This window comes from Streptomyces sp. NPDC020490 (assembly GCF_044335305.1).
In the GTDB taxonomy this organism is placed as follows: Bacteria; Actinomycetota; Actinomycetes; order Streptomycetales; family Streptomycetaceae; genus Streptomyces.
Genome location: NZ_JBIRUY010000054.1, coordinates 1 through 14442 on the forward strand (window position 1 = coordinate 1; position 14442 = coordinate 14442).

The following is a 14442-nucleotide window of genomic DNA, read 5'->3' on the forward strand; positions in this document are numbered from 1 at the left end:
GACGCCAACACCAAGCCCGCATCAGTCACTACAAACGACGCGGACACAGTCTCCGACCTGGCCATCAGTCACACCAAGCACCGTTGCAGTACTAACAGCACGCCTGTCCGAAGTGTGACGCGCAGCCCGGCTCGCCGTGCCGCTCGCGCGGCGGCGCGGTCGCCGGGCACGCAGCCGGCAGAAGGCATGGGCTCACGTCACCGACAACGTCCTCCTCAGCGAGCGTCCCGCCGAGGCCGAGGACCGCGTCGTTCCCGGGCACTGGGAAGGCGACCTCATCATCGGGCTGAAACGCTCGGCGATCGGGACTCTCGTCGAGCGCACCACCAGGTTCACCATGCTGGTCCACCTGCCGCGCGAGGAGGGCTACGGTGTGGTCGCGCGCATGAAGAACGGACCCGCTCTGGCCGGATACGGCGCCATCACGATGAAGAACGCCGCCGCAGTTCCTCTCGCTCGGCGCTGGTCAGCTCGCCGCCCTGCTCCTCGCCCCGATCGGCCTTGGCCTTGCGGTACCAGCCGCGCAGGGACTCGGAGCTGATGCCGAGTTCCCGGGCGACGGCGGTGACCGTCTTGCCCGAGGAGTCGACGAGCGCGATGGCGTCACGTTTGAACTCCTCGGTGTACCGCTTCGTGTACTTGCTTCCCACCTGGTGCTACTTCCTCTGGAACCTCAGGTCCCAGTCTCCAGGTGTCCACGATCAAGGGGAAGCTTCACCTTGTGGCAAGGCGATCAGACCAGCGGGATGATCACCTCGTCCTCCACGGGCGGGTCGACCTCCTGCGCGCGGTTGCCGGTGGCGGCGTGGCAGCGCAGCCGGATCGCCTCGGGGGTGACGTCCAGGCGCAGGAACTGCTTGAAGAACGGCGGGCTGTACGTCGCCGAGCCCGGCGAGAACAGCCGTGTGTAGAGCTTGCGCACCGGGAGCCGGAACCGTGAGGTGCGGTCGGGACGGCCGCCCGCGCCCAGCAGGCTCGCCAGCAGACGCATCCGCCGCGTCACCCGCACCGGGCCGCCCGGCGCGCGGGTCGGCGGGATGCCCAGGCGCTCCGAGACCACCGCCGTCGCCTCGGCCTCGGTGAGGGCGAAGAGGCGGCGCAGCCGCAGCCGGCGGCCGTAGAGCGCGCTGTAGAAGGCGAGGGAGTCACCGCGCAGCGGATAGCAGCGGAAGTCCCGCTCGGTGACGCCTGCGATGCCGACCCGGGGGATGGTGTGGGTGGCGTGCATGAACGCCCCGCCGCCGCCCGAGACGACGTACTGCACGGTGCGGCCGTCCACCTGGACCGGGTAGCGCTGGTAGTTGTGGATGTCGCCGCCGATCGCGGCCACGTAGCGGTGCTCGGGCGCACGGACGATGTCGTCGACGGTGCCGCCGCCCTCGATGGGACAGGGGTGGTGCTCGCCGTCCACGTACAGGGGCGAGCCGGTGATCAGGATCTTCGGGCGGGGTCCCTCGGACACCTCGCGCAGCCATGCGCCCTGCTCGGCGTCGAGGGTGCCGAGCAGTCCGGTGTCGATGCCGACGATCCGCACCGGCCCGGCGTCGATGGCCCAGTACGGGCCCGGCTGGACGGCCTGCTGGTCGGCCGACGACCGCAACTCTCTGGCCTTTTCCAGTTGCTGACTGTCCGTCGGGCGGGGCCGGTGCCACAGGAGTGAGCGCAGCCAGGCGCGGGTGAGCGGGCGCGGCGCCGGCTCGGGGGCGAGGGGCGGGGCGTCGTCGCAGAAGACGCGCATGAAGGCGCCCAGATCCTCGTACCAGTCGTGGTTGCCGGGTATCGCGTATATCGGCGCCCGGTAGTGCTGGTAGGGGCGGAAGAACTTGGTGTCGTAGTCGTCCGCGCTGCCCACCGGGTAGATCACGTCGCTGGCGATGACGGCGAAGTCGGTGCCCCGGCCGACCTTCAGCAGGCCCGGCACGACCGCGTACTGGGAGTCGTCGCCCTCGCCGGTGTCCCCGACGACCAGGAAGGAGAAGCGGTCCGGGCCGTCACGCCGGATCACCTTGTCGGCCGGTGCGCCGGCCGCCGCCCGCTGGGCCACCCAACGGCTGCGGGTACGGCCCGTGGGATCCCCGAACCAGGAGGCCAGCACGCCGTTGCGGGCGGCCCACAGCGTCTTCGGGCTGAGCCAGGAGAGCTTCTCGACCTTGTGCGGCATCAGCCGCTGGTAGTCGCCGCGTTCCGCGGTTCCCCAGCCGGCGCCCGCGGCGGTATCGCGTGAAGAGTCAGACACCGGTGCACGGTAACAACGAGCGCAGCCGGTGATCGAGGCCGGTCAGGTATCAACTCGGGTGCTTACGCTTGCGTTTGGCTGCCCGTCAGGGAGCGATGATCTTGATGCCGCTCATCCAGCCGTGCCCCTCGGGCCGTGTCTGCAGCGCCATGTGCAGCAGCTGGAAGCCCTCCAGTTCGCGGGCGTGGTGCAGTCCGCCGACGTCCACGGGGTTCAGGCCCCCGGAGGAGGCGAGTTCGGCTACCCGTGCGCGGGCGCCCGCGTCGTCCCCGGCGATGAACACGTCCAGCGGGATCCCGGCGACCTCGCCCGCCACCAGGGTCCCGGCGAACGTGGTGTTGAAGGCCTTCACCACGTCGACTCCCGGTACGGCCGCCGCGGCGATCTCCTCGGCCGCCGACGAGCCCGCCGGCACGGTCAGGGAGTCGAAGGTCGAGAAGTCCACCGGGTTGGAGATGTCGACGACCGTCTTCCCCGCCAGCCGCTGCCCGTAGGAGGCCACGACCTCCTTGGCGGCCTCGAACGGCACGGCCAGCACCATCACGTCGGCCTCCCCGACCGCGTCCGCGTCGGCGGCCGCCGCGTCCCCCGCGGACACCCGGCGGCCCAGTTCCTCGGCCAGCTCCCGCGCCCCGGCGGGATCCCGGCCGACCAGCCGCACGGAGTGCCCGCCGGCCAGCGCCCGTGTGCCGATCCCGCCCGCCATTTTCCCGGTGCCGACGATGAAGACCCGCATGGACCGCGCCCTTCCTGCGTGACGAACGACGCGAACCAGCCTGGATCCCCTCGAACCGGACGGCCCACCGGGAGTGGCGGACTGCCGGTCAGGGGCCGGTCAGGGCCGTCCGCTCGGCCTCCTCCAGCCAGCGCAGGTACCAGCGGGCGAACGTCAGCGGTGTGCCGTCGTCGTCGAGGAGCGGGGCGAGGCCGGCGCCGTCCGCTCGATGATCGGACCAGACCGTTCCCCGGCGGGTGCCGCTGACGATCAGCCACTCCCGCAGGGCGCAGCCCAGGTGACAGATCGCGACGGCGCCGGCGGTGCGCTCCGGGGCGAACATGACGGCCGCCCACTTTTCCTCCCACGCATCCATGGCCTCGTCGAAGTCCTCGGCGTCGGCGAAGTCCTCCTCCTCGGGGCACTGGGAGAGCAGGCTCTTCAGCACTTCGGGGTCCGGGCCGTGGTCCGGGAACGGCTCCGCGAGCCTGCCGAGGTCGGCCAGGTCCGCGCCGTCGCCCTCCCAGCGCCAGCGGTCCCGCACGCGCCGCACCGGGAACACGCCGTACGCGGGCCCGGCGCCGCCCGCGCCGACGTGGAGCAGGAAGTCCCGGTACTCCTCGGGCAGCCGCACCCCCGTCTGCGTCTCGAGTTCGGCCAGCTCGGCGGGCGCGAGCGGTTCCTCGAGCACCCACTTGTGTCCCAGTGCCCCGAAAACCTTGCCCCCGGCTGCTGCCGCGCCCGCCGCCGCGACGCGCTCACGCACGCCCGTCCACCACTGATCGGTCATGGGACAGACCGTACGCGCCGCCACTGACAACCGGCCCCGGCGGCCCGCCCGCGCCCAGCCTGCGCCCCGCCGGGCGGCCCGCTCGCGCCCCGGTGGACGGTCCGCTCGTGCCCCGCCTGCGCCCCGGCGGAAGGCGCGCCTGTGCCCCGCCGGGCGGCCCGCTCGCGCCCGTCGGAGGGCCCGCCCGCGCCCCGCAGGGAGGCGGGTTCCGGCCGAGTCCGGGCGGGCCGTCCCTGGTCAGCGGGGTGCCCTGCCCTTCCGGTGCGCGGACAGAGGGATAACCCTCGAATGCCAGGAGCAGGGCTGACATGACCTGGTCAATCCTGCCATCCTCAACTGCCGCGCACCCCCCATGTGCCCGTCGCACCGTCACGGTCCCGCACAGCTTGTCTCGTCCCGGTCAGTACACCCGTCTGCCCGGTCTGTTCCCGGCCGCCCCCGCGGCCGTCGCAGTAGGAGAACGAGTGAGACGCATTCCCCGCAAGCGCGTCGCGGTAGGAGCCCTGGTCTCCACCGCAGCCATGCTCGCCGTCGGCATCCAGTCGGTCCCGGCGACCGCCACGCCGGCCGCCGCCCACCCCAGCCCCCTGCGCACCGGTGGCCTCGAGGCCAAGCTGACCCCGGCCCAGCGCACCGCGCTGATCAAGAGCGCGGAGAAGAAGACCGCCGCCACCGCGCGCACGCTCGGCCTGGGCGCCAAGGAGAAGCTCGTCGTCAAGGACGTCGTCAAGGACAACGACGGCACCGTCCACACCCGTTACGAGCGCACCTACGCCGGCCTCCCGGTCCTCGGCGGCGACCTCGTCGTGCACACCCCGCCCGCCTCCAAGGCGTCCGGCACGGTCAGCACGACCTTCGCCGGCAAGCGCACCATCAAGGTCGCCTCCACCGCCGCCACCCTGACCAAGGCGGCGGCCGAGACCAAGGCGCTGAAGACGGCCCGCGCGCTGGACGCCAAGCAGCCCGCCGCCGACAGCGCCCGCAAGGTGATCTGGGCGGGCAACGGCACCCCGAAGCTGGCCTGGGAGACCGTGGTCGGCGGCCTGCAGGACGACGGCACACCGAGCCGGCTGCACGTCATCACCGACGCCACCACCGGCAAGGAGCTCGGCCGCTACCAGGACATCAAGACCGGTACCGGCAACACCCAGTACAGCGGCACCGTGACGCTGAACACCACGCTGTCCGGTTCGACGTACCAGCTGTACGACACCACGCGCGGCGGCCACAAGACGTACAACCTGAACAACGGCACGTCGGGGACCGGCACCCTGATGACCGACTCCGACGACGTCTGGGGCACCGGTTCCGGTTCCAACACCCAGACCGCGGGTGCGGACGCCGCCTACGGCGCGCAGGAGACCTGGGACTTCTACAAGAACACCTTCGGGCGCAGCGGCATCAAGAACGACGGCGTGGCCGCCTACTCGCGCGTCCACTACAGCAGCGCGTACGTCAACGCGTTCTGGGACGACAGCTGCTTCTGCATGACCTACGGCGACGGCTCCGGCGGCACCCACGCGCTGACCTCGCTGGACGTGGCCGGCCACGAGATGAGCCACGGCGTCACCTCCAACACCGCGGGCCTGAACTACTCCGGTGAGTCGGGCGGCCTGAACGAGGCCACCTCCGACATCTTCGGCACCGGCGTGGAGTTCTACGCCAACAACTCCACCGACGTCGGTGACTACCTCATCGGCGAGAAGATCGACATCAACGGCAACGGCACCCCGCTGCGCTACATGGACAAGCCCAGCAAGGACGGCTCGTCCGCCGACAGCTGGTACTCCGGTGTCGGCAACCTTGACGTGCACTACTCCTCGGGCCCGGCGAACCACATGTTCTACCTGCTGTCCGAGGGCAGCGGCAGCAAGACCATCAACGGCGTCACGTACAACAGCCCGACCTCCGACGGTGTCGCGGTCGCCGGGATCGGCCGGGCCGCGGCCCTGCAGATCTGGTACAAGGCGCTGACGACGTACATGACGTCCACCACCAACTACGCGGGCGCCCGCACCGCCGCCCTGAACGCCGCCGCCGCGCTGTACGGCACCAACTCCACGCAGTACGCCGGAGTCGGCAACGCCTTCGCCGGCATCAACGTCGGCAGCCACATCACCCCGCCCAGCAGCGGCGTCACGGTGACCAACCCGGGCAGCCAGTCCTCCACCGTCGGCACCGCGGTGAGCCTGCAGATCTCGGCGAGCAGCACCAACAGCGGCTCCCTGAGCTACGCCGCGAGCGGCCTGCCCACCGGCCTGTCGATCAACAGCTCCACCGGCGTCATCTCCGGCACCCCGACGACGGCGGGCACCTACAGCACCACCGTCACGGTGACCGACTCCACCGGCGCGACCGGCACCGCCTCCTTCACCTGGACGGTCAGCTCCGGCGGCGGCGGCACCTGCACCTCGGCCCAGCTCCTGGGCAACCAGGGCTTCGAGTCGGGCAACACCACCTGGACCGCCTCCAGCGGTGTCATCACCAACTCCACCGGCGAGTCGGCCCACGGTGGCTCGTACTACGCCTGGCTGGACGGCTACGGCTCCACCCACACCGACACGCTGTCGCAGTCGGTGACCGTCCCGAGCGGCTGCAAGGCGACGCTCACCTTCTACCTGCACGTCGACACCGCGGAGACCACCACCAGCACGCAGTACGACAAGCTGACGGTCACCGCCGGATCGACGACCCTGGCGACGTACTCGAACCTGAACGCCGCCTCCGGCTACACCCAGAAGTCGTTCGACCTGTCCTCCTTCGCCGGCTCCACCGTCACCATCAAGTTCAGCGGCGTCGAGGACTCCTCGCTCCAGACCAGCTTCGTCGTGGACGACACCGCCCTGACGACCAGCTGATCCACCGCACACGCACACGCACACGCACAAGGACCTCACCCCGCACCGCGGGGTGAGGTCCTTCGCGTCGGCTTCGCGTCGGCTTCGCGTCGGCTGCGGTTCGGCTTCGGGTCAGTTCAGCGGGTCGAGCGTCAGATGGGCCTGCTGGGGGCTGCCGTCGTGCACCAGCGACTCCTGGTTGCCGACGTCGTCGAAGGCGAACGCGTAGGCCTTGCCGTCGGCCGTCTGCGCGTGGATGGCCCGGGCGTAGTGGTTGGTCACCGTGTCCTGGTAGAAGTTCGCGGTGGTGGTGTCCGGCTGGTCGGGGTTGACCAGCAGCGTGGAGCGGTTGAAGCCCGCGCACAGGGTGCGGGAGATCGGGCCGCGCACCTGGTCGTTGGGGGCGTCGAGCAGCTTGTGGCAGCCGAAGACGCTGTCGGCGTCCGGCTTCTGGAAGCTGGTCACCACCGCGCCCGAGGCGTCGGTGAAGTTCATGACGCCGCCCGACACCCGGCCGTAGTACTTGGTACCGGGCCGGTCGGCGAACGGGGTGACCGTCAGCGTCGACGTCGTGTACTTCTGCCAGACACGGTTCACGTAGTCGTCCATGACGGTCGCCGGGAGCGCGCCGGTCTCCAGACCGTGTCCCGGGGACAGCGCGCGCAGCACGGTGCCGTCGGAGCGGGTCTGGATCAGGCCGGCCCAGCCGCCGGGCTGCCCGCGCAGGGCGGTGAAGAAGCCGTTGTAGCCGCCGGACTTGAGGTGGCCGGTGGTGGCCGTGGTCCCGTCGGAGCGCTGCACACCGACCGCGTAGGGCACGGAGAACATGTCCACCTGCGTGCTGTTGATCCACAGCCCGGAACCGTCGAGCGTGTACTCGGACCAGTTGAACAGGATGTCGCGGTTGGGGTCGCTCGGGTTCTGCACGGCGGGCTGCACCAGACCGCCGGTGGTGAGCTTGAAGACGAGCTTCTGGCCGTAGGAGAAGTAGATGCGGCCGGAGAATCTGGGGATGCGGATCGTCGTCGACTGCCCGGCCGCGGGGCCGGGGATGGCGGCGTCGGGCGCGGGCGTCGGCGGGTTGCCGCCCGCGGGCCAGGCGTGGAACGTGCCGGCCGCGTCCGCCCAGCCCTGCTGTCCCGTGCTGAGCTGGGTGCCGAGGTCGTAGATGTAGACGGGCTCGCCGCGGCCGGAGTTGTTCGTCACCGTCAGGGGGATGGTGTCGGGCACCGCCGCCTCGGCGGTCGAGGGCGAATGGACCGCGAGGACCGCGCCGAGCAGCGCGGTCGCCGCGGCCGGTGCCAGGAGCCGGCGCAGGGGCTTTCTGAACACGCTCCACCTCCGTGGGGGTTCACGAGTTGTGGGGGGATCTCACGAGGCGCGGGTCCGCAGTGGTCCGTACCTTCATGAGAGCGCTCTCAAAGTGGCACCCAGGCGCGTGCATGTCAAGAAGATGAACCATGGGGGCGGACGGCGCCGGGCCGGCGCCGCGGTCCGCCCCGGTCCTCAGAAGGTGCGCTCCAGCAGGTCGAGCAGCACGGCCCAGTGCCGCTCGGCGCCCTCCTTCTGGTACGCGGCCGTGTCGGCCTGCGTGTAGCCGTGGCGGGCGCCCGGGTACACCTCGCAGCGGTGCCGCACGCCCGCCGCGGTCAGCGCGTCTTCGAGGATCTTCATCTGCTCGGGCGGCATCGAGGGGTCGTCGTCGGCGTGGCCGAAGTACAGCTCGGCGGTGATGTTCCCGGCCGCCAGGTGCGGGCTGTCCGGCGCGTCCGTGGCCAGCTGTCCGCCGTGGAAGCCGGCCGCGGCCGCGACCCGGTCGGGGTACGCGCCGGCGGTGCGCAGTGCCAGCCGGGCGCCCATGCAGTAACCGGTCAGCGCCACCGGGCCGTCGGCGACCAGCGGGGAGTCCGCCATCCAGCGCAGGTACGCGCCCGCGTCGCGCATGGCGAGGTCGGGCGTCAGCGACCGCATCACCGGGCTGATCTGCTGCCAGATCTCCGGCCGCGCGGCCGGGTCGATGAACTCGGGCAGGTCGAAGACGGGCGTGCGGCCGTGCCGGTGGAAGACGTTCGGCAGCAGGACCGTGTAGCCCGCGCTGGCGAGCCGGTCGGCCATCGACCGCAGATGCGGCCGGATGCCGAAGGCGTCCATGAACAGCAGGACGCCGGGGTGCGGGCCGCCGTCGCCGGGATGCACCAGATAGGCGTCGGCGACGCCGTCCTCGGTGGGGACGTCCACGGCTGTTCCCTGTACGGAGGTCATGAGGGGCTGCCTCTCTGCGGTCGACGGCGTAAGCGCGCACCACCGGCCCGACCTGGGCCGGATGATCGAACGCCCATGTTTCCACGGGGCGAGACGCCCGCTTCGTCCGCCCCCGGGTCTCACTCGAACCGTGTCGCGTCCCCCGCGCCGCGCCGTACGATCTCCGCCTCGCCGCCCGAGAAGTCGATCACCGTCGTCGGCTCGGTGCCGCACTCGCCGGAGTCGACCACCGCGTCCAGTACGTGGTCCAGCCGGTCCTTGATCTCCCAGCCCTGGGTCATCGGCTCCTCCTCGTCGGGCAGGAGCAGCGTGCTGGACAGCAGCGGCTCGCCCAGCTCGGCGAGCAGGGCCTGGGTGACGACGTGGTCGGGGATGCGCACGCCCACCGTCTTCTTCTTGGGGTGCTGTAGGATCCGCGGCACCTCCCTCGTCGCGGGCAGGATGAAGGTGTAGCTGCCGGGTGTGGAGGCCTTGATCGCCCGGAACACGTCGTTGTCGATCCGCACGAACTGACCGAGCTGCGCGAAGTCCTGGCAGACGAGGGTGAAGTGGTGCCGGTTGTCCAGGTGGCGGATGGAACGGATGCGGTCCACCCCGTCACGGGTGCCCAGCCGGCAGCCCAGCGCGTAGCAGGAGTCGGTGGGGTACGCGATGAGGGCGTCCGCGCGGACGAGGGCGGCGATCTGGCCGATGGTGCGCGGCTGGGGGTTGTCGGGGTGGACGTCGAAGTACTTGGCCATCTACCGAGCTTATGCCGTCCGCGCACGCGGACCGCACACGGACGGCCCCGGACGCGCTGCGCTCGCGGGGGCGGAGGGGCCGCGCGGGCGTGGTGGGCGGGGCCGTGCTGGGGGCGTCCGTCGAGAGTCGATGTGGGTTGTGCCGGCGTGTACGGACGTGCACGGACCCGGTTGTGCCGTCAGGGGGCGGTGGGGCTGCCCGCCCGTCGGGGCCGTCGGAATTGTGCCGGTGGGACCGGGCGGGCTGCACCGACGGTGTTCGTGCAGGTGGGCGCCGACCCCGCCGCGTAGTCGGGGGTCGACCGGGACGCGTCGTCAGGGGGCGGGCGCGGTCGCGGCGTCGGGTGTCGGGCGGGTCGTGTGGGGTAACGTCCCCGAGCGATGTGCCGAGGCCGACGCGCTGGACGAGGAGAAGCCCGACATGGCTGGCCGCGAGGACGGGACCCGTACCACGGCGGTGACGCAGGACGACGGCCCGGCGTGGGCGCAGCAACTGCTCGACCACCTCAGGCCCACCGGACGGGACGTCCGCAAGGTCGTCGCCTGGCTGGCCGGCGCCGTGCGGGGCACCGCCTGTCTCCAGGACGGCTCCGGCGCCCTCCTCGCCGGCACCCCGACGCCGCTGGAGAAGGACCTGACCGCCGACATCGTCTCCGGCCGGATCGCCTCCGCCGCGTGGGACGGCCGGGGGCGCCACCTGCGCCTGGTACGGGTCGCGCGGCCCCGGCCCGCGTCGGCCGGCGTGCTCGTGGCCTCCCGCGAGACCCCCTTCGACCGGCGGGCCTCCGACATCGTGACGTACACCGCCCAGGTACTGGAGGTGCTGCTCAGGGCGCGGGAGACGTCCGCCGCCGGACGCCGGCTGGAGCGGGCCGCCGCCGATCTGCGCCTGGCGATCCTGCAACTGCTGATGGTGGAGGACCCCGTCTCGGCGCGCCGGGTGGCCGCGGGCTTATGGCCCGGTCTGCTCGACGCGGACACCGCGTGCGTGTACGTGCTGGAGGGCCACGTCGACGACCGCGACCGGACCGCGCAGGAGTGCATCGAGGCGACGGGCGAGCGGGTGCTCGTCGTGCGCTGCCCCGCCATGGACGCGCACGTCATCGTCCTCGCTCCGCACGACACGGCCGCCGACGAACTGCGCTCCCTGATCGGCCGGCGGCCCGGCACCTTCCTCGGCGGCAGCGCCCCGCAGAGCCTCGCCCGCACCGCCACCGCCTACGGTCAGGCCGTCAGCGCCCTGGCCGTGGCCCGCTTCCGGCCCGACCGGCAGGCCGTGTACGCCGAACGCACCCACCCCGAGCGGCTGATGGACCCGGCCGCGCTGCAGCACTGGACCGCCGGGGTGCTGCGCCCCCTGGACGGCCTGGCCCACCACACCCGCGCCGAACTCCTCGCCACCACGCGGCTGGGCCTGGAGTTCACCGCCGTCAGCGCCGCGAAGGTGCTCGGCGTGAGCCGGAACACCGTCCGCGCCCGCATGGAGCGCGTGGAGACCCTGCTGCGGACGGACTTCTCCGACCTCGCGGTCCGCGCCGTCGTCCACCTGGCGCTGAACGCGCACGCGGGCCTCACCGAGGCGCCGCCGCGGGCCGGCGCCGACGCCGCGGCCCGGGTCCGGCTCGGCGACCTGCTCGCCGGCGCCGCCCTGCGCACCTGGGCCGACGACCTGCTCGGACGCCTGGCCGCGGACAGCCGCGACCTGCGTCGCACGCTGCGCACCTGGATCGCCGCCGGAGGCAACGCCGAGCGGGCCGCGCAGACCCTGGGCGTGCACGCGCAGACCGTGCGCGAGCACGTCCGCAGCGCGGAACCGGTGCTGGAACGCCAGCTCCTCGCCGCCGGCAGCGACCTCTACGAGGTGGTCCTCGCCCATCTGGCCCTCGGCGCCCTCGAACCGCCCGCCCTCCACGGGGCATAACCGGGCGATCGGGACTCACTTGTGCACAGGTGAGTCCCCGGGACGCCGGGGCGGGCACCGGCACGATTCACAAAGCCCGGACCAGCGACGTAGGTTCGACGGGCCGCGGGGGCGCGACCGGAACGGGGGACTGGTCGGCCCCCCGCGGTCTCATCCGCGCAGCCGCACCGGGATCTCCTGCCAGCCGGACGCGATGAAGGACGGCACCTGCCGCAACTCCCGCTCGTCGACGGCCAGTCGCAAGCCGGGGAAGCGGTCGAAGAGGGCGGGCAGCGCGGTCAGCGCCTCCACGCGGGCGAGCGGAGCGCCGATGCAGCGGTGCACGCCGATGCCGAACGCCAGATGGTCGTCGGCGCCGCGGGCCGCGTCGAAGTCGTCCGCGGCCGGCCCGTAGCGCGCGGGATCGAGCCCCGCGGCGGCGTACGTGGTGATGATCGCGTCGCCCGCCGCGACCGTGACGTCGCCGACGGCGATGTCGCTGACGGCGAACCGCAACGGCAGCGCGGCGATGGACGGGTGCACCCGCAGCGTCTCGTCGACGACCGCGTCCCAGCCGATCGCCCCGGCCCGTACGGCCGCCAGCTGCTCCGGGTGCGTCAGCAGGGCGACCACCGCGTTGCCGATGAGGTTGACGGTGGTCTCGAAACCGGCGCCGATCACCAGCAGCAGCGTGTACAGCAGTTCCTCGTCGCTGAGCCGGTCGCCGTCCTCGTCGCGCACCCGGATCAGCTCGGTGGTGAGGTCGTCGCCGGGGTGCCGGGTGCGGTGGGCGATCAGCGCGGGCAGCACCGTGCCGATCTGCCGCTGCACCGAGGCGGCGTGCTCCGGACTCGGGTCGGAGGTGTCCATGATGGCGGCGATCAGACGGGCGGTGTCGTCGACCAGTTCGTCCGGCACGCCGAACAGTTCGCAGATGATCCGCATCGGGAGCGGATGCGCCAGCGCCGCCTTGACGTCGACCACGTCCGTGCCGGAGGCCGCCATGGCGTCGAGCAGGTGCGTGGTGATCGCCTCGACGCGCGGACGCATGACCTCGGTGCGCCGGTGCGTGAAGCTCGGGGCCACCAGCTTGCGCAGGCGGGCGTGGTCGGCCCCGTAGGTGGACAGCATGTTGACCACGCCCACCCAGCCCAGGATCCAGCCCCAGGAGGGGTGTTCGCCGATCTCCGGCCACAGCTTCCAGTGCCGTCGCGGGTCCTTGCTGACCCGGGGGTCGAGGATCAGGTCCTTGAGGGTGTCGTAGCCGGTGGGCGCCCACGCGGGTATGCCGCCGGGCAGCTCGACGGGCACGATCGGGCCGAGGGCGCGCAGACGGGCGGTCTCGGCGGCGATGTCGGCGCCGAACGGATCGAGGGCGACGCGGTCGGTCACGGTCACGACGGATCTCCAGGATGGTCACGGTCCGCGGCCCCTCGCGGAGACGCTCGCAGGACAGTACACACCGTGGTCGATCACTCGCGCCGGGTTGAGCTGAATTTAGCCGCCAGGATTGCCGATTCCTGATCGTTTCCGTGCTGGAGCCTGAACTGCCGTTCCGGTGCGGCCAGTTGGCGGGACGCATCGGTACGGCGGGGGACCGTCAGCCGTTCGGGACGATCACCGCGTCCGCTGATCGTCCCGGCGTGCAGCCGCTCGTAGGCGAGCGGGGCGTCGTCCAGGGAGAAGGTCTCCGTGTGCACCGACACCGCGCCGGAGCGGGCCAGCGCGAACACCTCGATCAGCTCGCTGCGGCTGCCCCAGTAGGGGGAGCTGACCGACACCTCGAACGGCAGGTGCCCGAAGCCGACGGGCAGTGCCGCGCCGGCGATGCCGACGATGGAGATGTCGCCCTCGACGGCCGCGACGGCCGCCGCGGTGGCGACGGTGGGCTCGGCACCGACGAAGTCGAACACCGCCTCCGCGCCGACGCCGCCGGTGATCTCGCGGACCGCGCCGGCCGCGGCGGCGTCCGACAGCACCGTCTCGTGCGCGCCGACCTCGCGGGCCAGCCGCAGCTTGTCCTCGCTCACGTCGAGGGCGACGACCCGGGCCGGGGTCAGCGCCCGCAGCAGCTGGACCGCGACGTGCCCGAGCCCGCCCGCGCCGATGACGACCGCGGTGGTGCCCGGGACCAGCTTGGGCAGCGCCCGCTTGACGGCGTGATACGGCGTCAGGCCCGCGTCGGTCAGCGGAACCGCCGCGACGGGGTCGAGCCCCTCCAGCGGCACCAGGTGTCGCGGGTCGTCCACGAGCAGGTACTCCGCCATGGAACCGGGCCTGCCGAGCCCCGGCGGGAAGATGCGCAGCTTCTCGGCCCGCAGGCAGTAGTTCTCCTTTCCCTCCGCACACTTGACGCAGGTGCCGCAGCCCCAGGGCCCGTACACCGCGACCGCGTCGCCCTCGCGTACACCCAAGGCCCCGGCGCCCAGCGCCACGACCGTGCCGACGCCCTCGTGGCCGAGGGTGAGCGGGAGTTCGTACGGGAAACCCTCGGCGGGCCAGCTCATCACCGCGATGTCGGAGTGGCACACGCCGGCGGCGGTGACCTTCAGCAGGACCTGTCCGGGACCGGGTTCGGGATCGGCGAGCCACTCGCGCACGGTCCGGCGGTAGGCGAGCAGCGGCGGCTCCGCCGGGGGCCGGGCGCGCAGCAGCGCGTTGATGCGGTCGCCGTCGCCGCGCACGAAGTCCAGGGCCGCGTCCTCCTTGCCGGTGAAGTACCTGCTGAAGGTGCGGCGCGTGACGTCGGCCCGCTCCGCGATCGCCTCCACCGTGGTGGCCGCCAGCCCGCGCTCGAGGATGAGGTCGAGAGCGGCCCCCGCCAGCGCGTTGCGGGTCTGCCGCGCCTTGCGCTGCCGGCGGTCCTCCGTGGCGGACATGGACCGCATCGCCTCCCTCGCCTCCATCGTGCGCCTCCCTCGCGTCCACCGGTCACCTTGACTCTTGATGTCCCATTGGGACA

Annotated in this window: 10 protein-coding genes and 3 pseudogenes; 3 read left to right on the plus strand and 10 right to left on the minus strand. The window is 72.2% G+C overall.

All coding sequences use genetic code 11. The annotated features are described in order from the left end of the window. Positions 1-163: 163 nt before the first annotated feature. Positions 164-439, plus strand: a pseudogene (locus ACH4ZX_RS37165) (transposase); the annotation flags it as partial. On the opposite strand, the gene ACH4ZX_RS37170 reads toward ACH4ZX_RS37165, so the two are convergent. From ACH4ZX_RS37170 to ACH4ZX_RS37185, 4 genes are all read right to left on the minus strand, one after another. Beyond that, positions 423-650 (minus strand): transposase, encoded by a 228-nt coding sequence (locus tag ACH4ZX_RS37170; protein ID WP_398282823.1) that lies wholly within the window; start codon positions 648-650, stop codon positions 423-425. The pseudogene ACH4ZX_RS37165 and the gene ACH4ZX_RS37170 sit on opposite strands and share 17 nt — an antisense overlap. An 83-nt stretch (positions 651-733) precedes the next feature. After that, entirely contained in the window at positions 734-2236 is a 1503-nt protein-coding gene (locus ACH4ZX_RS37175) for a metallophosphoesterase family protein (protein ID WP_398282825.1), read from the minus strand. Between the two features lie 85 nt (positions 2237-2321). Beyond that, the gene (locus ACH4ZX_RS37180; protein ID WP_398282896.1) at positions 2322-3011 is read right to left on the minus strand and encodes an NADPH-dependent F420 reductase; all 690 of its coding nucleotides are present in this window, start codon (positions 3009-3011) and stop codon (positions 2322-2324) included. A 49-nt stretch (positions 3012-3060) separates the two neighbouring features. Continuing rightward, positions 3061-3741 carry an SMI1/KNR4 family protein gene (locus ACH4ZX_RS37185; RefSeq protein WP_398282827.1) on the minus strand — a complete coding sequence of 227 codons (681 nt, stop codon included), beginning with the start codon at positions 3739-3741 and terminating at the stop codon, positions 3061-3063. Positions 3742-4262: 521 nt separating this feature from the next. Between ACH4ZX_RS37185 and ACH4ZX_RS37190 the strand changes: the two genes are divergently transcribed. Beyond that, positions 4263-6599, plus strand: a complete 2337-nt coding sequence (locus tag ACH4ZX_RS37190) for a M4 family metallopeptidase (protein WP_398282898.1) — start codon at positions 4263-4265, stop codon at positions 6597-6599. A gap of 111 nt (positions 6600-6710) precedes the next feature. Here the strand turns inward: ACH4ZX_RS37190 and ACH4ZX_RS37195 are convergent, their stop codons facing one another. The 3 genes from ACH4ZX_RS37195 to ACH4ZX_RS37205 all read right to left on the minus strand — a co-directional run bounded on the left by ACH4ZX_RS37195 (position 6711) and on the right by ACH4ZX_RS37205 (position 9580). Continuing rightward, positions 6711-7910, minus strand: coding sequence for a glycoside hydrolase family 64 protein (locus tag ACH4ZX_RS37195; protein WP_398282829.1), 1200 nt, complete (start codon positions 7908-7910; stop codon positions 6711-6713). A 174-nt stretch (positions 7911-8084) separates the two neighbouring features. Next, positions 8085-8840, minus strand: a complete 756-nt coding sequence (locus ACH4ZX_RS37200) for a dienelactone hydrolase family protein (RefSeq protein WP_398282831.1) — start codon at positions 8838-8840, stop codon at positions 8085-8087. Positions 8841-8959: 119 nt separating this feature from the next. Further along, positions 8960-9580 (minus strand): L-threonylcarbamoyladenylate synthase, encoded by a 621-nt coding sequence (locus ACH4ZX_RS37205; RefSeq protein WP_398282833.1) that lies wholly within the window; start codon positions 9578-9580, stop codon positions 8960-8962. Between the two features lie 421 nt (positions 9581-10001). On the opposite strand from ACH4ZX_RS37205, the gene ACH4ZX_RS37210 reads away from it, so the two are divergent. Further along, the gene (locus ACH4ZX_RS37210; RefSeq protein ID WP_398282835.1) at positions 10002-11501 is read left to right on the plus strand and encodes a helix-turn-helix domain-containing protein; all 1500 of its coding nucleotides are present in this window, start codon (positions 10002-10004) and stop codon (positions 11499-11501) included. A gap of 150 nt (positions 11502-11651) precedes the next feature. Here the strand turns inward: ACH4ZX_RS37210 and ACH4ZX_RS37215 are convergent, their stop codons facing one another. The 3 genes and pseudogenes from ACH4ZX_RS37215 to ACH4ZX_RS37225 all read right to left on the minus strand — a co-directional run. After that, complete coding sequence (locus tag ACH4ZX_RS37215) at positions 11652-12878, minus strand: cytochrome P450 (RefSeq protein WP_398282837.1); 1227 nt, start codon at positions 12876-12878, stop codon at positions 11652-11654. Between the two features lie 202 nt (positions 12879-13080). Further along, positions 13081-14080, minus strand: a pseudogene (locus ACH4ZX_RS37220) (NAD(P)-dependent alcohol dehydrogenase). Further along, positions 14057-14386 (minus strand): annotated as a pseudogene (locus ACH4ZX_RS37225) (TetR/AcrR family transcriptional regulator); the annotation flags it as partial. The pseudogenes ACH4ZX_RS37225 and ACH4ZX_RS37220, both read right to left, overlap by 24 nt. Positions 14387-14442: the final 56 nt, after the last annotated feature.